Here is a 21812-nt window from a genome sequence, read left to right as displayed (position 1 = left end):
GCTGTCTTGGGCTGGGTTAATAGTTAATTATTCTTTTGCTGCGACGAGGGGCTTATGCGCGTAGTGATTCTTGGTAGTGGTGTTGTCGGGGTAGCGAGCGCCTGGTATCTGGCGCAGGCCGGACATCAGGTCACGGTTATTGATCGCCAACCGGCCGCCGCGCTGGAAACCAGCGCCGGTAATGCGGGACAGATCTCACCGGGCTATGCCGCGCCTTGGGCGGCGCCGGGTGTTCCGCTTAAAGCGGTCAAATGGATGTTCCAGCGTCACGCGCCGCTGGCGGTACGTCTCGATGGCAGCAAATTCCAGCTGGAGTGGATGTGGAATATGTTGCGAAACTGCGACATGCAGCATTATCAGGAAAATAAAAGCCGCATGGTGCGTATCGCGGAGTACAGCCGCGACTGCCTTAAAACGTTGCGCGCGAGCACGGGTATCGCCTATGAAGGTCGTCAGGGCGGCACGCTGCAACTGTTCCGCACTCAACAACAGTTCGAAAGCGCCAGTAAAGATATTGCCGTGCTGCGAGAAGCGGGCGTTCCCTACGAACTCCTGGAAGCGCATCAACTAAAAAATGTTGAACCCGCGCTGGCGGCGACGGCGCACAAACTCACCGGCGGTTTACGTCTGCCCAATGACGAAACCGGCGACTGCCAACTGTTTACCCAACGTTTGGCGGAGATGGCTATGGCGGCGGGTGTGACTTTTCGCTTCAACACTTCTGTGGATCAGTTATTGCGTGAGGGCAACCGTATTTATGGTGTGAAGTGTGGCGATGAGGTGATCAAAGCCGATGCTTACGTCGTGGCGTTTGGTTCCTATTCAACGTCGCTGTTAAAAGACATCCTTCCCATCCCGGTTTATCCGCTGAAAGGCTATTCGTTGACCATTCCGATCAAGAACGCCGATGCCGCGCCGGCTTCCACTGTTCTCGATGAAACCTACAAAGTGGCGGTGACGCGCTTTGATGATCGTATTCGCGTGGGTGGTATGGCAGAAATTGTTGGTTTTAACACCAAACTGTTGCCGGCAAGACGCGAAACGCTGGAGATGGTGGTCCGCGACCTCTATCCTGAAGGCGGATTTGTCGAACAAGCCACGTTCTGGAGCGGATTACGTCCGATGACGCCAGACGGTACACCGATTGTTGGGCGTACACCGCTCTCCAATCTCTATCTCAACACCGGTCACGGTACGCTGGGATGGACCATGGCTTGTGGTTCCGGTCAGCTTTTAGCTGATTTAATTTCCGGTCAGAAACCGGCGATTGCTGCAGATGATTTGTCTGTGCTGCGCTACCTGCCAGGTTTTGAGCCACATTCTTCGCCGTTGCGTAACGCTAGCGCGGCGCGTTGAGACCTCAGGGAGAGTAAAAGCATGTCACGTCCAACCGGTGCCACCCTCAATCAACAGGCACTGCGTCATAATCTGGCTGTTGTACGCCAGGTGGCACCGCATTCACGCGTCTGGTCGGTGGTGAAAGCCAATGCCTATGGGCACGGTGTGGCCCGCGTTTGGCAAAGTCTGGCAGAGACTGACGGCTTTGCGCTGCTGAATATGGAAGAGGCAATCTTACTGCGTGAGCAGGGCTGGAAAAAGCCGATCCTATTGCTGGAGGGTTTCTTTCACGCCGACGATTTAGCGCTGATTGATCGTTATCGACTCACTACCAGCGTACACAGTAACTGGCAGATACAGGCGCTGGCTAAAGCGCAACTGTCGGCGCCGGTGGATGTTTATCTGAAAATTAATAGCGGTATGAATCGACTGGGTTTTCGTCCTGAGCTGGCACAGGCGGCGTGGCAGAAACTGCGCGCTTTGGCGAATGTCGGTGAAATGACGCTGATGGCGCACTTCGCTGATGCTGAGAATCCACAAGGATTGGTTGAGCCGATGAAGCGCGTCGAATTGGCGGCGGAAGGGCTTAATTGCTCGCGTTCCCTGTCTAACTCGGCTGCCACGCTGTGGCATCCTGAAGCGCACTTTGACTGGGTGCGCCCCGGCATTATCCTCTATGGCGCGTCACCGAGCGGCGACTGGCAAGATATCGCCAGCACTGGATTGCAGCCGGTCATGACGCTCAGCAGCGAAATCATTGGCGTGCAACAGCTGAATGCGGGTGATGGCGTGGGTTACGGCTATCGTTATCACGCCAGCGGTGCGCAGCGCATTGGCATCGTCGCCTGTGGTTATGCCGATGGCTATCCGCGTCATGCGCCTACCGGCACGCCAGTTAGCGTTGATGGCATACGCACACAAACGCTAGGCGCCATCTCGATGGACATGATGATGATCGATTTAGACCCTTGTCCGCAGGCTGGTATTGGCTCAAAGGTTGAGTTGTGGGGTAATCAGGTGAAAATCGATGAGGTGGCGAAAGCCGCCGGAACGGTGGGATACGAGCTGATGTGTGCGCTCGCCCCCCGCGTTCCGGTTGAGGTTATTTAAGTGCGGTAACGCGACCGTGCATCTTCTTGCTGCAGCGCCAGGCGGTTATCGCCAGCGCTGCGCCGATCAACATCATCAATGCCAGTGACGATTTCTCCGCGACGGGCAATGCCACGATTGCCATACTTCCCCCCGCACCACATGCCATCTGAATAAATCCTTGCAGTGCCGAGGCAACGCCCGCTTGCTGTTGATAGGGCTCCAGCGCGTAGCTGGTGGCGGGGCCGACCGTAAACGCCAATCCGGCGACGGAAACTGCCACTGGAATCATGTACAGCGACCAATGGTTTTGCCACGCCGCGGGTAACAGCGTAGTGCCCATGATTAACAGAATCGCGCCCATTAACATGGTGGCGAAGCCCATCGCCAGGCAGAATGGGCGTCCCGCTTTGCGAATGGTTTTGTTCACGAAGGCGCTAACCAGCATGATCCAAAAACCATTTGCACCAAAAGCGAAGGAGAATTGCAGCGGCGTCAGGCCGCCTTCGGTCATCAGCACGTGTGGCGCTAGCGACACATAGGTGAGCACCATGCCCAGCGCACCAGCGTTAGCGAACGCAAAGGCGAGGAAGCGCGGTTCACGAGCGATGGCAGCATATTGCGCCAGCGGTAGACCTTTTACGCGCAGCGTGTCCGCAGGACGCGTTTCTGGGAGCCACAGCAGAACGATCAATCCGATTACCACAGCATAGCCGCACAGGAACCAGAACGGCATACGCCAACCGTAGGCTTCGGCCAGAATCCCACCCAGCAGGGGCGCCAGCGCTGGAACGATATTCAGTGCACCGTTAAGGAAGCCGTAAGCGCGTGCAGCATCTTCACCGCTGAGACGGTCGCGCACGCCACTAAACGCCACCACTGCGGTGCAGCACACGGCGCAACCCTGAATGATACGGGCGAGGAAGAACACCGGCCACAGCGTGCTTGTCGCGGCAAGCGCGCTGCCAATGATGTAAAGCGCGAGACCGATTAACGCGAGGGGCTTACGACCAAAATTATCCACCAGCGGACCGGTAATCAGTTGGCCGATGCCCATCACTAATAAAAACAGTGGAATAGTGATTTGGATCAGGCTCACCGGGCTGTTAAGACCTTCGGCGATTTGCGGCAATGTAGGGAGGTAGAGATCAATGCCCAGCGGCGCCAGCAGCACCAGGCTGAGAAGTATTAAGGTGAATTTTTGCATGACGAACCAAAACGACCTGTTAAACAAGCCGGAAGGGTAATGACTCTGTGGGGAAAAAGAAAGGGATAAAAAAAGCGATGCCTGCCAAAGCGCACAGGCATCGCCTCGAGGGTATTAGTAAGCGCCGTCGCGACGGACTACTACGCCAGCAGTTTTAAACAGGATCGCGATATCAGTCCACAGTGCCCAGTTCTTCACGTACCAGGAATCAAAGTAAACGCGCGTGTCGTAGTCAATGTCGTTACGACCACTGACCTGCCACAAACCGGTCATGCCCGGTTTGGCCATCAGGTAGTAATCGACGTCACCGGCATAACGCTCCAGTTCAGCTTCAATCACCGGACGCGGGCCCACCAGACTCATTTCGCCGCGAATCACGTTCCACAACTGTGGTAATTCATCAAGGCTGGTTTTGCGCAAGAAGTTACCAATTTTGGTCACGCGCGGATCGTTTTTCAGTTTGAAGTCACGATCCCACTCGGCACGCGCTTCCTCGCTGGTCGCCAGCAGATTTTGCAACACTTCCTGCGAGTTGGTCACCATGGAGCGGAACTTCAGGCACTTAAACTTCACGCCATCTTGCCCAACGCGTTCATGACCATAGATTGCATTGCCACCGTCACGCTTCACCATCGCACACAGCAGACCAAATACCGGTCCCAGGAACAGCAGCAGCATTGACGCCACGACAATATCGAAGGTGCGTTTCAGGAAACGAGAAGAGCGTTTTGCCAGGTTATTACTAACGCGCAGGATCATCACTTCATGGCTGAAGATAAAAGACATGTCGGTGCCATACAGCGGCACGCCGCGCAGCGTTGGGATCACGGAAATCGAACGGCACTTCATTTTAGAAAGGAACTTCAGCCATTTATCGCGCACCACTTGCTGCTCAAATTCGGTGGCGACGATAAATTGCGTGTTGTCACGGTCCATGGTTTGCCAGTTGATGTCTTTCCAGGTGATCACCGGAACGCCGTTAACTTTCTCGTGCTGTTGGTCATCATCCAGCGAGATAAACGCCTGCACGTTATAACCGAGGATCTCTTCGCTTTGCAGCGCCGCGTAGGCTTCCATGGCGTTTTTACCGGAACCAATAATGATAGTTTCCTTTTGCCACTGACCAGCACGGTTGATCGCACGTTTAACGACGGCACGCATCAGCGGCAGCAGCAGCAGGGCATAGGTCCAGCTGAACACCCAAACCATGCGCGAGAAGTCCCATTTTGAAAAGGCAATTAACGCCAAATCAAGCAGAGAGAAAACAAACAGCGTTTTAATCACTTCTTTTAATTCAAACCAAAATGGCTTGCGATAGGTGTAGTGACGCATACGTACCCAGAACCAGGCGGTGCAAAGTACGGAAAGGCTAAATTGAGCAATAAATCGGTATTCAATCTGCTGAGGCGGAATAAAGGTATCCAGTTCGCCCCAAATACCTTGAACAGTGGCGGCAGATAAAAACAATGCCAGATTTAACGCAATTAAATCTGAGAAACTAAGGGCGACTTTTGCGATGAGATTTTTGCGCAGTCCGCTCCACGAGCGGGTTGCATTATTCATTATCAAAGTACTTGCCATAAAACCTGCTCTCTTTTCTTAAGTAAAAGATGGCCTGACCAGAATCAAGTACACGCTCAGGAGTGGTCCGCTGAAAAGTAGAAAGAATAATTCTTTCAGCGAGATATAAGTCAGTGCTGCCATAAGCGCTGCAAGGAAAGGACCGTTTGAGACGTGATGCACGTCACGAAAAGCTGCAGCAACGTTTAAGAGTATGCAGGAATTATTTGACAGAGTTAATATGGAAATAGTCTGAAAAGGAAATAAATGACTAAAGAAATAATTGGCTATTCGATTGAAATCTAAGGTTAAAAGTTAATTAATCGCGAATATAGCGCTTCATTTTAAGACAACTTTTCGGAATGACCGCCATTTCCATCAATGGCGGCACCAGCCAGTCAGGCGGGTTTTTTTAGTACCCACAGGTCCTGTTGCTTGTCATAGTGTCCGATTTGCAGATCGACAGCTTCGCCATCAATCCATGCCGGTACACTGGTTTCAACATCCCAGCCGTCGAGTTGGTCACTCAGGCCGGGATTGGTGTGGCAGGGAATACTCACCGTATCAACGTTGTCAGTATTGAACTCTGCATCAACAATTTCATAACGACCAATCTTCACCACGTGTCCCATTACTTTCTCCCGTATTAACTGGGTTGAATAGTGAGCATAGTCGTTCACACGCAGTTTACGAGCGATAACGCCTCGGATTATTCTTTGTCTTCACTGACGCGCACACCTATTTTCACGATCTGATTGTCTTCTTTTTCCGCTACTGTCCAGGTTAATTGCTTCCACTCCACCTGATCACCGACGACTGGCGTACTGCCCAGCAAACTCATCACCAGCTGACCTAACGACTGCTGATCGTTGGTTTGTTCGTCCAGCTCAAGCCCGTAGATTTGCGCCACGTCGCGCAGGCGCGCTTCGGCATCCAGAATAAAGTCGCCAAAGAAGCGCTGGTCGAGCGATACCGGGGGTGTTTGGCTGAACATTTTCCCTAATGCCGGTAAATCGCGTTCCCGGCCAATCACACAGATAACATCGCCTTCTTTCAGGCGCGTATTACCATTGGGATGCATTAACGCGTTATCACGAAACAGGGCGGCGATGCGGGTTTCGCGCGGCATCTGCAAATCACGCAGCGCTGCACCGACGCACCACTTGTCTGCGCTCAGCTGATAAATGAACTGCTCCCACGGATTCTCGGGATGGATATCCAGACCCACCCGACTGATTGGCGAGGCCGTTGGCGGGACCACCACTTTGGCACGTTTGGCGGCATAGCCCAGCGACGTACCTTGCAGCATCAGTGACACCAGCACCACAAAGAAGGCGATATTGAAGTAAAGCTTGGCGTTCTCCAGGCCAGCCATCATCGGGAACACCGCAAGGATAATCGGCACTGCGCCACGTAGGCCAACCCAGCTGATAAAGATACGTTCACGTCCGGTGAAGCCCTTGAAGGGCAACAGGCCAACCAGAATCGACAGCGGGCGCGCCACCAGAATCAACCACAGCGACAGAATCATCGCCGGTACCGCGATATGCCATAAATCGGACGGCGTCACCAGCAAACCCAGCACAATGAACATGCCGATTTGGCTCAGCCATGCCATGCCGTCAAACGTTTGCAATATACCGTGGCGGTTACGGATGGGGCTGTTACCCAGCAGAAAGCCGCAGAGATACACGGCCAGAATGCCGCTGCCTTCCATTACGGTGGTCAGCGCAAACACGATGATGCCGCCACTCACGGCCAGCAGCGGATATAAACCTTGCGCCAGATTGATTCGGTTAATCAACTGCTGCAGCGCCCAGCCGCCGCCCAGACCTAACACGATACCGAGACCAAATTGCTGCACCAGATGCACCACGAACATCCAGCTCAAGCCCGACTGGCCTTGTTGAATCATGTCGATCAAGGTGATGGTCAGAAACACCGCCATCGGATCGTTGCTGCCGGATTCAATTTCCAGCGTTGAACTGACGCGTTCGTTGAGCCCTTTATCACCCAGCAGCGAAAACACCGCGGCGGCATCGGTTGAACCAATAATCGCGCCGATCAGGAAGCCTTGCATAAGATCGAGCTTAAACAGCCAGGCGGCAGCCACACCGGTTAAGCCAGCCGTGATCATTACGCCGACTGTCGCCAGTGAGAGCGCTGGACCGAGCGCTACCTTGAGGGAAGACGCTTTGGTGCGCATACCGCCATCCAGCAGGATAATGGCCAACGCAAGGTTAGAGACCAGATAGGCGACTGGATAGTTATCAAACGCAATGCCGCCAATGCCATCAATACCGGCCAACATGCCTAACGCGAGAAAGATGACCAAAATCGGAATGCCGAGGCGCGAGGAAAAGGAACTGAGCAAAATACTTGCTGCTACCAGCACGGACCCAATAATAAACACACTGTAAATCATGCTGGTATTCAACGGCGTTCTCCTGCGGCGGGGCAAAAAAGACAAACTGCGGGGGATTCACACAGACAAGGTGGAAAGATAATGCCTTATCAATAGCTTGTCAGCGCTTAATTGCACATTTTTTCATTCTATGGGGTCGCATCCCATATACAGCTAAATTTGTGTGAAAAATCATCAGTAAATGGCAGGGAGTGAGCGGGGCTGCTGTAAAGAAAAAGCCGGTCACTGACCGGCTTATAGATTTAGGCTTCTGCTGCTTGTTTATGGAAAAGTTCTCTAAATACTGGATAGATGTCTTCTGGCTCGCGAATATGTTGGATTGCGAAGTTATCAAATGTCGCTTGCAGATGTTCATACTCGCGCCACAAGGTCTGATGGGCGCGGCGCGTAATCTCGATGTAGCTGTAATAACGTACAACCGGCAGAATATGTTTGGCTAAAATCTCGTGACAAAGCGGCGAATCGTCCGCCCAGTTATCACCATCTGACGCTTGCGCAGCATAGATATTCCACTGCGAAGGGTCATAACGCTCTTTAACCACTTCATCCATCAGTTTCAACGCACTGGAGACAATGGTGCCGCCCGTTTCCTGCGAGTAGAAAAACTCCTGTTCGTCGACCTCTTTCGCCTGAGTGTGATGGCGAATGTAGACTACGTCGACGTTCTTATACGTACGGCTCAGGAACAGATACAGCAGGATGTAGAAGCGCTTCGCCATATCTTTGGTCGCCTGATCCATCGAACCTGAAACGTCCATCAAACAGAACATCACGGCCTGACTGGAAGGTTCTGGCCGCTTCTCGAAGTTTTTGTAGCGTAAGTCAAAGGTATCGATAAACGGCACACGATCAATGCGCGCGCGCAATTCAGCAATCTCTTTACGTAAACGTTCCTCTTCCAGTAACTGCGCCGGTTCGCTGTTTTCCACTTCCGCTAGCGTCACTTCCAACTCGTTGAGCATGCGGCGTTTACCTGCCGTCATCGCTGTGCGGCGTGCCAGCGAGTTCTGTAGTGAACGCACCACGCTAATGTTAGCCGGCGTACCGTTTGAGGTGAAGCCAGCACGGTGGGTCTTATACTCATTCAACTGACGATGCTGATTTTTACGCAGGTTAGGCAGCGCCAAATCTTCAAACAGCAGATCGAGATATTCATCTTTAGAAATCTGGAAGACGAATTCGTCCTGGCCTTCACCGTCCTGACTGGCATTACCCTGACCGCTGCCGCCACCGCCGCCGCCACCTTGCGGACGCTCAATACGATCGTTTTGCACGAAATGATCGTTCCCCGGATGAACACGGTGGCGATTACCGCCGCGACCCTGATGGAAACTTGGCTCGTTGATATCGTCAATTGGAATCGAGACCGATTCGCCGCTCTCGACATCGGTCACCGAACGCTTATTGATGGCCTCGGAGATCGATTGCTTGATTTGCGACTTATAACGGCGCAGAAAGCGCTGCCGATTGACGGCGCTTTTATTCTTACCGTTTAGACGCCGATCGATAAAATAGGCCATAAAAATCCCCCAAACTGCATTGCAAGCTAAGGCCGGGAGAACCCGGCCTCCTGTGGCAGCACCGCAGCGCCGCGACGCTTACAGATAACGATTATGAAGACTTACGCACGCGAAGATACCATTCGCACAGCAAACGTACTTGCTTGCGGGTATAGCCTTTTTCCATCATGCGATCGACAAAATCATCGTGTTTTTTCTGCTCGTCCGTTGAGGTTTTGGTATTGAACGAAATCACTGGCAGCAACTCTTCGGTGTTCGAGAACATTTTCTTCTCGATAACCGTGCGCAGTTTTTCGTAACTGGTCCAGTTCGGATTGCGTCCGCTGTTTTGCGCGCGGGCACGCAGCACAAAATTCACAATCTCGTTACGGAAGTCTTTCGGGTTACTGATTCCTGCAGGTTTCTCGATCTTTTCCAGCTCGGCGTTCAGCGATTCGCGGTCAAATAGCTGTCCGGTGTCAGGATCGCGATATTCTTGATCCTGGATCCAGAAATCAGCGTAAGTGACATAGCGATCAAAGATGTTCTGACCGTATTCAGAATAGGACTCCAGATAGGCAGTTTGAATCTCTTTACCGATGAACTCTGCGTATTTTGGAATCAGGTAGCCTTTCAGGTGCTCCAGATACTTCTCAGCTTGATCCTGAGGGAACTGCTCACGTTCAATTTGCTGCTCTAGCACGTAGAACAGGTGAACCGGGTTGGCCGCCACTTCGGCATGGTCGAAGTTGAACACGCGCGACAGGATTTTAAACGCGAAACGGGTTGAAAGGCCGTTCATGCCCTCATCAACGCCCGCATAATCGTGATACTCCTGCCAGGATTTGGCTTTTGGATCGGTATCTTTCAGGCTCTCGCCATCATAAACGCGCATTTTTGAATAGATGCTGGAGTTTTCCGGCTCTTTCAAACGCGACAGAATTGAGAAGCGAGCCAGCGTTTCCAGCGTTCCCGGCGCGCATGGCGCAGTGGTCAGCTCACTGTGATCCAACAACTTGTTGTAAATCTTAATCTCTTCGGAAACGCGTAAGCAGTAAGGCACTTTGACAATGTAAACACGGTCAAGGAAGGCCTCATTGTTTTTGTTGTTACGGAAAGTGACCCATTCTGATTCGTTCGAGTGCGCCAGAATGATGCCGTTGAACGGCAGAGCAGAGATCCCTTCAGTACCGTTATAGTTACCTTCCTGGGTGGCGGTAAGCAGGGGATGCAACACTTTAATCGGTGCTTTAAACATCTCAACGAATTCCATCACACCTTGGTTCGCGCGGCAAAGAGCACCTGAATAACCGTAAGCATCGGGGTCGTTCTGCGCGTGATTTTCCAGTTTGCGGATATCCACTTTACCCACTAACGCCGAGATATCCTGGTTGTTCTCATCGCCAGGTTCGGTTTTAGCGATAGCAACTTGCTCCAGAATGGATGGCCACACTTTCACTACTTTGAAACGGGTAATATCGCCGCCAAATTCATGCAAACGCTTCGCTGCCCAAGGCGACATAATGGTGCCAAGGTAACGCCGCGGCACGCCATACTCTTTTTCCAGAATATTGGCGTCTTCCTGAGGATTAAACAGGCAAAGAGGATGGTCATTTACCGGGCTGCGTTCACCGTCGGCGCTCAGAACATAAATAGGCACACGCTGCATCAGCGCTTTCAGGCGTTCAGCCAGCGAGGACTTACCGCCACCCACCGGGCCCAGTAAGTAAAGGATCTGTTTCTTCTCCTCCAAACCCTGCGCGGCGTGTTTCAGGTAGGAGACAATTTGCTCAATCGCTTCCTCCATACCATAAAACTCTTCAAATGCAGGATAGCGCCCCATAACGCGGTTGGAGAAGATTCTGGAAAGGCGTGGCTCTTGCGCAGTGTCAACCATCACCGGCTCACCGATGGCCATTAATAGTCGCTCGGCAGCGTTGGCGTATGCACTGCGATCCTGTTTACAGATGGCGAGGAATTCCTGCAATGAGAACTCTTCATCCTTGGCAGCTTCATAACGCTGACGATAGTGATCGAATATATTCATAGCGATGCCCGTCCTTTCGTTTTTAGCACAGGTAAAGGAGCGTAATAAAAGTTTGTAGCAGCTCCCGGAAGATATTCTTTATGGAGTACAGCAACCCTTATGCCAACCTGACATTTTTTTATCGGGATACACAGTTCTTATGGTTACTCTGCTCGTACAAAAAAGTCTCGTCTTACATTTAACTGTAGAAGGCATTCAGGAAACCTGCAGCCACTTTTCTCCTTATTCAAAGGTATATCAATAACAAAGTCTCATAAGCACCGAGGCAATTAACCTAAGCAGGCAGGGCGTGAAGGCACCTCAGATAATTCCCTTCGCTGCGGCCAGAGCATCATTAAACGTTAACCGATCGCAAAAATTTGGTTAGACTCTGCGTGTGATTGTTATATTAATGGACTGAATAAATTGTGAACCAATTCAAACTTAAAGCGCTTGCTCTTGTTGTTCCTTGTTATTTTGCGGCGTTCGGCACTCATGCAGAACCGTTATCTCTTGGCGCTTCGGTCATTTATGCGCAGTCACCTTATCGGGGTGGACAAGACCGCTACCTGCCCATTCCGGTGATTAATTATGAAGGTGAGAACTTCTGGTTCCGTAGCCTGCAAGGTGGCTATTACCTGTGGAAAGATCCCCAAAATCAGCTGTCGCTGACGGTGCTGGGATCGCCGCAGCAGTACGATCCGAAAGACAATGATTTGGGCGATATGAAAGACCTGGATAAGCGACGCATGACGCTGATGGCCGGCGCCAGCTATCGTCATGTTGCCGATTGGGGCATCGTGCGCACGACATTGCTGGGCGATGTGCTCAACAACAGCAACGGCATGATTTGGGATCTCACCTATTTATATCGCTTCGAATTCGGCGCCTTCAGCCTGACTCCAGGCATTGGTGCCATGTGGAATAGCGCCAATCAGAACCGCTATTACTATGGTGTCTCATCACACGAAAGCGCCCGCACTGGCATCTCTGAATATCATCCAGATGATAGCTGGTCACCGTATATCGAAATGAATGCGAGTTACAAAATCACTGAAAACTGGAATGCCAGCTTGTCGGGCCGCTACACGCGCTTCGACAGTGAGATCAAAGACAGCCCGATGATCGATAAGAGTGGCCAGTACACACTCTGGACCGGCATCAGTTATAGCTTCTAATGTTGAATTGAACGCCTCTTAATGAGGCGTTTTTCTTACATTGCACCAATTAGGATCCCCGGAATGGCGCAACAGGAGGAGTTATGAAGACTATTCAATTTCACAATCAATCGATATTACCCGCGATAGGCCAGGGTACCTGGTATATGGGCGAGAACGCTGCGCTACGCAGTCAGGAAGTGGCGGCACTGCAGGCCGGTTTAGATCTTGGATTAAAGGTGATTGATACGGCTGAAATGTATGCGGAAGGCGCCGCCGAGGAAGTGGTCGGTGAAGCGCTACGTGGACGTCGCGAACAGGCTTGGCTGGTGTCGAAAGTTTATCCATGGAATGCCGGTGAAATCGATGCCATTGATGCCTGCGAGCGTAGCCTGCGCCGTCTGCAAACCGATCACCTTGATCTTTATCTGCTCCACTGGCGCGGCAATGTGCCGTTAGAAGAAACCATTCGCGCGATGGAATCCTTACAACAGCAGGGCAAAATCCGTCATTGGGGCGTATCGAACTTTGATCATGACGATATGCTTGAGTTATGGCATGAGCCCGGCGGCAATGCCTGTTTAACCAACCAGGTGCTTTACCACTTAGCTTCGCGCGGGATTGAGTATGATTTACTGCCTGAATGCCAGCAGCGCCACATGCCGATTATGGCCTATTGTCCTTTAGCGCAGGCTGGTCGACTGCGACAGGCGCTCTTTGAAGACCCGCATCTTCAACAGATTGCACAACAGAAGGGCATTAGCGTGGCGCAAGTGATGCTGGCCTGGGTCATACGCCAGCAAGGTGTTTTGGCCATCCCTAAAGCGAGCAGCGTTTCACATGTCGAGCAAAATGCCGCCGTGCTTAACATCACGCTATCTCATGAAGAACTCGCCATCATTGATCGGGCGTTTCCCGCTCCGCAGGCTAAAACAGCCTTGGATGTGGTTTAGCGGCGCAAAAGCGCCGCTTCGTCTTACTTATTAACGATGCGAATCGTCGTTCCCATACGAGAGGGTGATTCACCCGCGCTTTTTAACGGCTTACTAATGCGCGCCGTTTCGACGCAAACCATAGTTTTGTAGCCTTCATTCGGCATGTCGCCCATGCTGCAGGATAACTCTGGGCCTGGATTCCAGGTGACAACGTCACTTTGATAATGGTGATATACCTCAATCTGGCGTTTGCCACCTTTATCGTGAATCACACTGCAATCATCGGCAGCGGTATGAATACGGTCTACCCGGTTAGGATAGCTCTGTTTACCGTCTGATGCGCCAACCGCATTATCGTTAACTTTATCGATAAAACTGTTACCTAATCCACTCACTTCGACCTGCGTAATATCCGTAACGTGGAAGTAGCTGTGCAGCGCCGCCGTGGCTTCATAATCACCGTAGGCTTCCAGTTCAATTTCACAATGTTCAGCTATACGGAAACGAGCCAGAAGGGTGAAATCGTGCGGCCACAGCTTTTTAGTTTGTGCATTGCTTTCCAGCGTAAAGGTCAGTAACACCGCATCTTCATTTTCGTCATGTGCGGTCAGCGTCCACGGCATATTGCGCGCAAAACCATGCGCTGGCTCACCAGCCGGACCAAACCACGGCCAGCAAATCGGCACGCCGCCACGGATCGCTTTACCGGTCGTAAACGGGGTCTTTTCGCTGAGCCAAATGACCGGTTGCTGACCGCTAGGCTGCCACGAGAGCAAATGCGCACCTTGCAACGCTATAGCCGCACGCACTTTGGGATGGCTGATCACCACAATCGGCAAATCACCTACCTGGCGCTGTGACAGATAAGGGGTGATTTGATTCACTACCGGAAGGGTATAAAGCGTATCTTGCATAGTCAGACCTTCTCTTTATCCAGTCGAAAAAAAGGGGCGACCGAAGTCACCCCTTGTCTGTTTAGCTGGTTAGCTTACTTAGAAGCAACCAGTGCAATCAGATCCAGAACTTTGTGTGAGTAACCGGTTTCGTTATCGTACCAGGAAACCAGTTTCACGAAGTTGTCGTTCAGCGCGATACCGGCTTTAGCATCGAATACTGAAGTCAGCGTTTCGCCATTGAAGTCAGTAGAAACGACGTCATCTTCGATGTAGCCCAGAACGCCTTTCATTTTGCCTTCTGACTCAGCTTTGATCACTGCACAAATTTCTTTGTAGGTCGCTGGTTTTTCCAGGCGAACAGTCAGGTCAACAACAGAGACGTTTGGCGTTGGAACGCGGAACGCCATACCAGTCAATTTACCGTTCAGCTCTGGCAGAACAACGCCAACTGCTTTAGCTGCACCGGTAGAAGATGGGATGATGTTCTGCGCTGCGCCACGACCGCCGCGCCAGTCTTTGTGAGACGGGCCATCAACGGTTTTCTGAGTCGCGGTTGTTGCGTGAACGGTAGTCATCAGACCTTCAACGATACCGAAGTTGTCATTGATAACTTTAGCCAGTGGTGCCAGGCAGTTGGTGGTGCAAGACGCGTTAGAAACGATGTCCTGGCCAGCATATTTGTCAAAGTTAGCGCCACGTACGAACATTGGGGTGCTGTCTTTAGATGGACCAGTCAGAACCACTTTCTTCGCGCCAGCAGTGATGTGTTTACGCGCAGTTTCGTCGGTCAGGAAGATACCGGTCGCTTCGGCAACAACGTCAACACCCACTTCGTCCCACTTCAGGTTAGCCGGGTCTTTCTCAGCGGTAACACGGATTTTCTTACCGTTAACAATCAGTGCACCGTCTTTCACTTCTACAGTGCCGTCAAAACGACCGTGAGTAGAGTCATACTTCAGCATGTAAGCCATGTAATCGGCGTCGAGCAGATCGTTGATCGCGACGATTTCGATGTCAGAACGCTGCTGCGCAGCACGGAAAACGATGCGACCGATACGGCCAAAACCGTTAATACCTACTTTGATAGTCATATATTCCACCAGCTATTTGTTAGTGAATAAAAGGTTGGCTGTAAAATTACAAAAACCTTACCAGGCGTCAAGCGGAATCGTGTCAATTGTTGCGACAGGTCAATTCCAACACCAGGAATAATTGGTTGCGCAATCGCTTACGCAGCACCCTTATTGCGCGCCTATGTTACGCCGAATGCGGGCTGAAAAGGGATGACTTTTGCAAAGGGTGATCGCCATCACAAAATCGCGCTGTAGAAGAGAGGTTGGGAGCGTTAGCACGAAAAAAGACCCGATAGATGTTGTACGTTTGTTAGAATACTAGTCGATTTTTTCAGAATGACACTCCGGAACTCAAAATGGCTAAAGACACCGCACCCGACGCAAAAATCGCGCAGCTTTCCGAAATGCAGCGCTATGTGACTCAGCATCGTGGAACGGAGCCCCCTTTCTCGGGCGCCTTACTGCATAACAAGCAGGAAGGGATCTACCACTGCTTAGTTTGTAACTCGCCGCTGTTTCTCTCCGAGACCAAATATGATTCAGGCTGTGGCTGGCCAAGTTTCTATCAGCCTTTCAGTGACGAAGCCATTCGCTACCTGGAAGATGATTCACACGGTATGCATCGCGTTGAGATTCGTTGTGGCAATTGTGATGCGCATTTGGGGCATGTGTTCCCGGATGGCCCGCAGCCGGGCGGCGAGCGCTATTGTGTGAACTCCGCTTCGCTAAACTTCACTGATGAGCAGGGCAATCAGCAAGAGGGCTAAGCATGAAACAGGAATTAGAAGTGATGCTGGAGGCGATGACGCCTGAAGTATATGAGCGACTCTCCGCGGCGGTAGAAATCGGCAAATGGCCTGATGGTGTAGCGCTAACGCAAGAGCAAAAGGATCATTGCCTGCAGCTGGTCATGCTATGGCAAGCTCGCCACAATGACGAGCCGCAACATATGACCATCGGTAAAGGTGGGGATATGGTGACGAAATCAAAGAAACAGCTGAAAGAAGAGTTCGGCATTGAGCCTGATGTCACGCGCATCAATCTGCACTAAAAAGCAAAAGGGCTGGTTCGCACCAGCCGCTCATTTTCAGATTAATGCCGCACCTTGTGCTTCCATCTGAGCGAAAGCAATTTCGCTGTCATCGGGATTCAGATTCACGCCGCGGCAACCCTCTTTGACCACTTCAACGTTGTAACCCAACTCCAGCGCGTCCAGTACGCTGTATTTGACGCAGTAATCGGTCGCAATGCCCAACATCACTAAATCGCTAATCCCGCGCTCGCGCAGCCAGCTGTCAAGTTCTGTCTTGCGGCGATGGCCGTTATCGAAGAAGGCGCTGTAACTATCGACCTCAACATCGCCCCCTTTATGGAACACTGCGTCAATCAGAGTGCGATCGAGATCGGGATGGAAATCTGCCCCAACTGAGTTTTCGATGCCATGATCGGGCCACCAAATTTGCGCTAAACCGTTTAATTCACCCAGCGTGTAAACCGGCTCGCCGGAGATCGAGGCGAAACTACCATGATTTGCTGGATGCCAGTCTTGCAATGCCACAACACATTCACCCCGAGCGCGAAACTCACGTGCAAACCGATTTGCAACGGCAACCGTTTGGTCACCTTCACGCACCGCCATTGGGCCGCCGGGGCAAAAATCGTTCTGAATATCGATGATTATCAATGCCCGTTTCATTCGTTTCGCTCCGTATCAATCTTCGGTCAGTTCGCCGCGTAAATTCTGCTGCATTTTGGCACGAATTTCTGCGCTGGTAAGGTTCTGACTCAACAAAAAGTGCAGTTTGGTCAACGTAGCCTCAACGGTGAGATCAAAGCCGCTGATAACACCCGCATGTTCAAGAGCATTACCGGTGGCATAGCCGCCCATATTCACTTTACCGGACATACACTGAGTGAGGTTGACCACCACAATGCCGCGATCGCTGGCTTGCTGCAGCTCCGAGAGGAAGGCGGCATTTTGCGGTGCGTTACCCACACCGTATGAGCGAAGGATCAACGCTTTCACCGGCTGACGCAGGAAATTACCCACCACGTCAGCGGAGATACCCGGATAAATCGTCACCACACCAATGGGTTGAGGTGTTATGGGGTGCACAATCAGCTCACCATGACCCCGCGGCGCGGGCGGAGTGTTCAACCGACGAATATGAATTCCCGCTTCCAGTAAGGGTGCAAGGTTTGGCGAAGCGAAAGCATTAAAGCCATCAGCATGCGCTTTGGTGGTGCGGTTGCCGCGGAACAGCGTGTTGTTGAAAAACAGCGCAACTTCGTTGATCGGATAATTCGCCGCCACGTACAGGGAGTTCAACAGGTTTTGTTGACCATCGGAGCGCAATTCCGCCAATGGAATTTGCGATCCCGTAACAATGACCGGCTTAGCGAGATTCTCGAGCATAAACGAGAGCGCCGAAGCGGTGAACGCCATGGTATCGGTACCATGCAGAATCACAAAGCCATCGTAGCGATCGTAGTTTTGTTTAATATCATTCGCAATCGATTGCCAATCCTGCGGCGTCATATCCGAGGAATCCATTAGCGGCTGATATTCATGGATAGTGAAATCGGGCATTTCAGGCCGATGGAATTCGGGCATATTGGCCAGTTGCTGCTGTAAATGGCCGGATACCGGAATGTAGCCCTGCGCAGAGCGCTGCATTCCGATGGTGCCGCCGGTGTAGGCTACGTAGATATTTTTCTTTTGCATGAAGGAACTCAGACTTGCCGTAAAACGCGCAGTATAAAGGGATTACCAACGGAAAGCAGCCCGACCAGCGGCCGGGCTGTAAAGATTAGCGTACGTTGCCGCAGTTCAGGCAGAAAGCGTAGCGATTTTGCGGATCGTTAAGGTTATTAAGCAAACCAGGTTGCTGTTTCATTGCGCTCATCACGTCCAGCATGGGTGCTGGCAACCAGATTTTCAGTGCTGCCGGCAACACAGCCTGAGCAGACGCGTTCAGCTGATTCAGCAGCAGATCGATCATGCCCGGATCATCTTGATACCAGCTTAACTCCGGCTTGGCGACCTTCGCCAGCTCAGCAGCTTTCGCTACGGCGTCATCAAAATCACCCAACGCATCCACCAAGCCATTGGCTTTGGCATCGCTACCCGTCCAAACGTGGCCCTGAGCAATCGCATTGATTTCATCAGGCGTTTTATGGCGCGAGGTCGCCACCAAACCGACAAAGTTACGATAGCCATTCTCGATGGTCAGTTGCATCAACTGCTGCACTTCGGTCGGTAGCGCTTTGGTGGTTGCCACATCCGCGAGTGGCGATGTGGCAACGCCGTCGGTATGCACACCCACTGAACTCAGACTGTTTTCAACGGTGTTAATCACACCAAAAATACCGATGGAACCGGTCAGCGTGCTGGGTGCGGCCACGATGTAATCGGCAGGTGTTGAAATCCAGTAACCGCCCGAAGCGGCCATGCCACCCATTGATACCACCACCGGTTTACCGGCATCATGCGCTGCCGCTAGCTCTTCACGAATCGCTTCCGACGCGGTTACGCTGCCGCCGGGGCTGTTGACGCGCAACACGATGGCTTTAATTTTCGGGTCAAGACGCGCATCGCGAATTTGCGACGCGGTGGTATCACCACCGACGTTCCCGGCGCTCTCTTCACCGTCCATAATCGCACCGCTGGCGAGAATCACCGCGATATTGCCATCCTGACTTTGCGGCGGCTGTTTAACGTTATAGTCGTAGATACTGACGCTACGGTAATCGTTGTTCGCCTTGTCCCAGCCAAAGGTTTTAACCAGTTCCTGATCGGCCGCGGCACGCGTATCGAGCACATCCACTAATTTATTGTTCAGTGCATATTTTGCTGTATCGCCCTGAACAGCCTGCAGACCGCTAATGATGCCAGCTGCGCCTGGGAACAGTTGTTCTGGCGTAATCTGACGATTAGCCGCCACGGTGTTCAGATAATTCTGCCACAGCTGGCCAATCCAGCGTCCGTCAGCGTCACGCGCTTCAGGTGACATATCGTCACGCAGGAACGGCTCAACCGCAGATTTGTAAGTCCCAACGCGGAAGACGTGTGAGTTAACTTTCAGCTTCTCCAGCAGGGTTTTGTAATACAGGCCGTTGGTGGCGAAACCGTGCAGATCCACCGTGCCTTGCGGTGACAGGTAAACCTTGTTGGCGTAGCTGGCAATGTAGTATTGCGCCTGGCTGTAGCTGTCGCCGACGGCATAAATGGGTTTGCCAGCATCGCGGAATTCGCGCAGTGCTTTACCAACATATTGCAGCGAAGGTTGATCGCCGCCGGCAAAGTCTCGTAGGTCCAGCACAATACCCGTAATGTTCTTATCGGTTTTGGCCTGGCGAATCGCATCGACCACGTCGAACAGGGAGTTCTCCTGCAGGCGATCGCTGTTCGCGCCTAACAGTTGACGACTGATACGACTTAGACGATTGCTGACGGAAGGTTTATCAACCAGCATACCGCTCAGATCGATTTTCAGTGCGCCTTGCTGTACGGGTTCACTGCTGTTGGAACTGGACACTTGCAGCCAAATCCCGACGCCCGCCAGGATCAAAACAATAAGAAATACATTAAGAATAAATTCCCGAATAAAATTCAGTACCCGCCAGGTCCAGCGGAACAGACCGGAAATAATTCGCCACAATGTGCGCATAAACTCTCCATATTCACGTAGCAGGGCAGCCAGCACGCGGTCTACCCCGATGTCGGGTTCATCCTAAAGAGCGGCGTGCGAAAAGTCAGCAGGAAATCGCGCCAGACTGTTACAAAAGATCGTGCTGTGCCAGGATTAGCCCACGCTTTTTATTCATGGGAGAAGAATAATGGATGCATTGGATTTATTAGTTAACCGCCGCTCGGCGTCTCGTCTGGCAGAACCTGCTCCGGCAGGCGAAGCGCTGCAAAACATTCTGCATGCCGCGCTGCGCGCACCCGATCACGGCACGCTGCAGCCATGGCGATTCATTATTGTCGAAAATGAAGGACGCGAGCGCTTTGGAAAACTGTTAGAACAAGCCGCACGCGACAGCAATCTTGAGCAGAAGGCCATCGACAAAGCCGCTTCTGCGCCATTTCGCGCACCCATGATCATCACTGTGGTGGCACATTGTGAAGAAAATGCCAAAGTACCGCATTGGGAACAGTTGGCATCGGCCAGTTGTGCCGTCATGGCAATGCAGATGGCAGCCGTCGCCCAGGGCTTTAACGGTATCTGGCGTAGCGGTCCGTGGACCGATCATCCATCAGTGCGCGAAGCCTTTGGCTGCCGTGAACAGGATGCGATCGTAGGATTCCTCTATCTTGGTACGCCCCAGTTGAAAGCCAACACCACCGTGGTGGCGCCGGACACCGCGCAGTTTGTCAGTTATTTCTGACAGACAGCGGCCAAATTTTGCGGCAGGTTATGCGCCGTTGCAGATATTGCACAGAGCCTGTGCGAAAGATCGAGGTTAGGTCGTGCAACACTTACCACCACTTGACAGCCAGGCTACCATAGCGGCTTCTGTTCATTGCATAAGGAAGTCGCCATGAGTGAACCTCTTCGATTAACGCAATACAGCCACGGTGCTGGTTGCGGCTGCAAAATTTCGCCGCAAGTTTTGGAAACCATTCTTCAGAGTGAGCTTAGCCCATTTCACGATCCGCAACTGCTGGTTGGAAATGAAACGCGTGACGATGCCGCGGTGTACGATCTCGGTAACGGTACCGCTGTTGTCAGCACCACTGATTTCTTTATGCCGATCGTCGACGATCCTTTTACCTTTGGTCGCATCGCTGCTACTAACGCCATCAGCGATATCTACGCTATGGGTGGGAAACCCATCATGGCGATCGCCATTTTAGGCTGGCCAGTAAATGTACTGAGTCCGGACGTGGCGCAGCAGGTCGTCGAAGGTGGGCGTGCGACTTGTCAGGCGGCGGGAATTGCATTGGCGGGGGGGCATTCTATTGATGCGCCAGAGCCAATCTTCGGTCTGGCCGTGACCGGTATCGTTGATGTGGCGCGGGTAAAAAAGAACAGCGCGGCGCAGGCTGGTTGCCAGCTATTTCTCACCAAACCGTTAGGGATTGGCATTCTTACTACAGCCGAGAAAAAAGGCTTGCTGCGACCTGAACACCAGTCGTTAGCAGCAGATGTAATGTGCCAATTGAATTCCGCCGGGGTTGAATTCGCCAAACTCGAAGGCGTCAGTGCTATGACTGATGTCACGGGTTTTGGCCTGCTGGGTCATTTAAGTGAAATCTGCCACGCTTCAGGACTGCGTGCCGAAGTGATTGCTGCGCATGTCCCCCGTCTGGCTGGCGTCGATGACTACATTGCTGCCGGTGCAGTACCGGGTGGGACCAGCCGCAACTTCGCCAGTTATGGCAAGCACGTTTCTTCGATTGATGATGCCACGCGTGCGCTGCTGTGCGATCCGCAAACGTCTGGTGGGCTACTGGTGGCGGTGCAACCCAGCGCCATCGAGACCTTCCTGCGCTGTGCTGCTGCAACAGGCGTGCAAGTCGCGTCGATTGGTGAGCTGTTTGCTGCCCAATCTGATCATCCTTTGATTACCGTAGTTACCTGACGTTAAGGAACGACGCCAT

The 21812-nt window shown here is 52.2% G+C and carries 19 protein-coding genes; 8 read left to right on the top strand and 11 right to left on the bottom strand.

Going from position 1 to position 21812, the window contains the following annotated elements; translation table 11 throughout:
- Positions 1–54 precede the first annotated feature (54 nt).
- On the top strand, positions 55–1356 hold the full coding sequence (locus tag ACRQ84_RS06545; RefSeq protein WP_483817531.1) for a D-amino acid dehydrogenase: 1302 nt from the start codon (positions 55–57) through the stop codon (positions 1354–1356).
- 21 nt (positions 1357–1377) lie between these two features.
- Positions 1378–2448, top strand: coding sequence for a catabolic alanine racemase DadX (dadX, locus tag ACRQ84_RS06540; RefSeq protein WP_483817530.1), 1071 nt, complete (start codon positions 1378–1380; stop codon positions 2446–2448).
- Here the strand turns inward: dadX and ACRQ84_RS06535 are convergent.
- The 6 genes from ACRQ84_RS06535 to yeaG form a co-directional block, all read right to left on the bottom strand.
- The gene (locus ACRQ84_RS06535; protein WP_483817529.1) at positions 2441–3634 is read right to left on the bottom strand and encodes a multidrug effflux MFS transporter; all 1194 of its coding nucleotides are present in this window, start codon (positions 3632–3634) and stop codon (positions 2441–2443) included. The genes dadX and ACRQ84_RS06535 overlap by 8 nt on opposite strands.
- A 114-nt stretch (positions 3635–3748) precedes the next feature.
- Complete coding sequence (gene wbaP, locus ACRQ84_RS06530; RefSeq protein ID WP_064738867.1) at positions 3749–5215, bottom strand: undecaprenyl-phosphate galactose phosphotransferase WbaP; 1467 nt, start codon at positions 5213–5215, stop codon at positions 3749–3751.
- 377 nt (positions 5216–5592) lie between these two features.
- Complete coding sequence (locus ACRQ84_RS06525) at positions 5593–5826, bottom strand: DUF1480 family protein (RefSeq protein ID WP_007889678.1); 234 nt, start codon at positions 5824–5826, stop codon at positions 5593–5595.
- A 77-nt stretch (positions 5827–5903) separates the two neighbouring features.
- Positions 5904–7631, bottom strand: a complete 1728-nt coding sequence (locus ACRQ84_RS06520) for a potassium/proton antiporter (protein ID WP_483817528.1) — start codon at positions 7629–7631, stop codon at positions 5904–5906.
- Between the two features lie 230 nt (positions 7632–7861).
- The gene (locus ACRQ84_RS06515) at positions 7862–9139 is read right to left on the bottom strand and encodes a YeaH/YhbH family protein (protein WP_064738864.1); all 1278 of its coding nucleotides are present in this window, start codon (positions 9137–9139) and stop codon (positions 7862–7864) included.
- A gap of 91 nt (positions 9140–9230) precedes the next feature.
- The gene (yeaG, locus tag ACRQ84_RS06510) at positions 9231–11165 is read right to left on the bottom strand and encodes a protein kinase YeaG (RefSeq protein ID WP_008110364.1); all 1935 of its coding nucleotides are present in this window, start codon (positions 11163–11165) and stop codon (positions 9231–9233) included.
- Positions 11166–11572: 407 nt separating this feature from the next.
- On the opposite strand from yeaG, the gene ACRQ84_RS06505 reads away from it, so the two are divergent.
- On the top strand, positions 11573–12322 hold the full coding sequence (locus tag ACRQ84_RS06505; RefSeq protein WP_483817527.1) for a MipA/OmpV family protein: 750 nt from the start codon (positions 11573–11575) through the stop codon (positions 12320–12322).
- A gap of 83 nt (positions 12323–12405) precedes the next feature.
- Positions 12406–13254 (top strand): aldo/keto reductase, encoded by an 849-nt coding sequence (locus ACRQ84_RS06500; protein ID WP_483817526.1) that lies wholly within the window; start codon positions 12406–12408, stop codon positions 13252–13254.
- Between the two features lie 23 nt (positions 13255–13277).
- Here ACRQ84_RS06500 and ACRQ84_RS06495 read toward each other — a convergent pair whose 3' ends face one another.
- Both ACRQ84_RS06495 and gapA read right to left on the bottom strand, forming a co-directional pair.
- Positions 13278–14150, bottom strand: coding sequence for a D-hexose-6-phosphate mutarotase (locus ACRQ84_RS06495; protein WP_483817525.1), 873 nt, complete (start codon positions 14148–14150; stop codon positions 13278–13280).
- Positions 14151–14224: 74 nt separating this feature from the next.
- The gene (gene gapA, locus ACRQ84_RS06490) at positions 14225–15223 is read right to left on the bottom strand and encodes a glyceraldehyde-3-phosphate dehydrogenase (protein WP_007889697.1); all 999 of its coding nucleotides are present in this window, start codon (positions 15221–15223) and stop codon (positions 14225–14227) included.
- A 338-nt stretch (positions 15224–15561) separates the two neighbouring features.
- Between gapA and msrB the strand changes: the two genes are divergently transcribed.
- Together msrB and ACRQ84_RS06480 are read left to right on the top strand one after the other, a co-directional pair.
- Positions 15562–15972, top strand: coding sequence for a peptide-methionine (R)-S-oxide reductase MsrB (gene msrB / locus ACRQ84_RS06485; protein WP_064738860.1), 411 nt, complete (start codon positions 15562–15564; stop codon positions 15970–15972).
- 2 nt (positions 15973–15974) lie between these two features.
- Complete coding sequence (locus ACRQ84_RS06480) at positions 15975–16256, top strand: YeaC family protein (RefSeq protein WP_483817524.1); 282 nt, start codon at positions 15975–15977, stop codon at positions 16254–16256.
- Between the two features lie 36 nt (positions 16257–16292).
- Here the strand turns inward: ACRQ84_RS06480 and pncA are convergent, their stop codons facing one another.
- The 3 genes from pncA to sppA form a co-directional block, all read right to left on the bottom strand.
- Positions 16293–16901: a bifunctional nicotinamidase/pyrazinamidase gene (gene pncA / locus ACRQ84_RS06475; protein WP_064738857.1), complete on the bottom strand. Its 609-nt coding sequence runs from the start codon at positions 16899–16901 to the stop codon at positions 16293–16295.
- Positions 16902–16916: 15 nt separating this feature from the next.
- Entirely contained in the window at positions 16917–17930 is a 1014-nt protein-coding gene (gene ansA / locus ACRQ84_RS06470) for an asparaginase (protein ID WP_064738856.1), read from the bottom strand.
- 85 nt (positions 17931–18015) lie between these two features.
- The gene (gene sppA, locus ACRQ84_RS06465; protein WP_483817523.1) at positions 18016–19875 is read right to left on the bottom strand and encodes a signal peptide peptidase SppA; all 1860 of its coding nucleotides are present in this window, start codon (positions 19873–19875) and stop codon (positions 18016–18018) included.
- Between the two features lie 169 nt (positions 19876–20044).
- Here sppA and ACRQ84_RS06460 point away from each other — a divergent pair, with 169 nt between their 5' ends.
- Both ACRQ84_RS06460 and selD read left to right on the top strand, forming a co-directional pair.
- A complete protein-coding gene (locus ACRQ84_RS06460; RefSeq protein WP_483817522.1) occupies positions 20045–20596 on the top strand; it encodes an NAD(P)H nitroreductase in 552 nt (183 codons plus the stop codon).
- 153 nt (positions 20597–20749) lie between these two features.
- Entirely contained in the window at positions 20750–21793 is a 1044-nt protein-coding gene (gene selD, locus ACRQ84_RS06455) for a selenide, water dikinase SelD (protein ID WP_483817521.1), read from the top strand.
- Positions 21794–21812 lie beyond the last annotated feature (19 nt).

This window comes from Pantoea sp. E2023-21 (genome assembly GCF_051302795.1).
GTDB classification, from domain to species: domain Bacteria; phylum Pseudomonadota; class Gammaproteobacteria; order Enterobacterales; family Enterobacteriaceae; genus Pantoea; species Pantoea ludwigii_A.
This window is presented reverse-complemented; position numbering and strand designations above follow the sequence as displayed.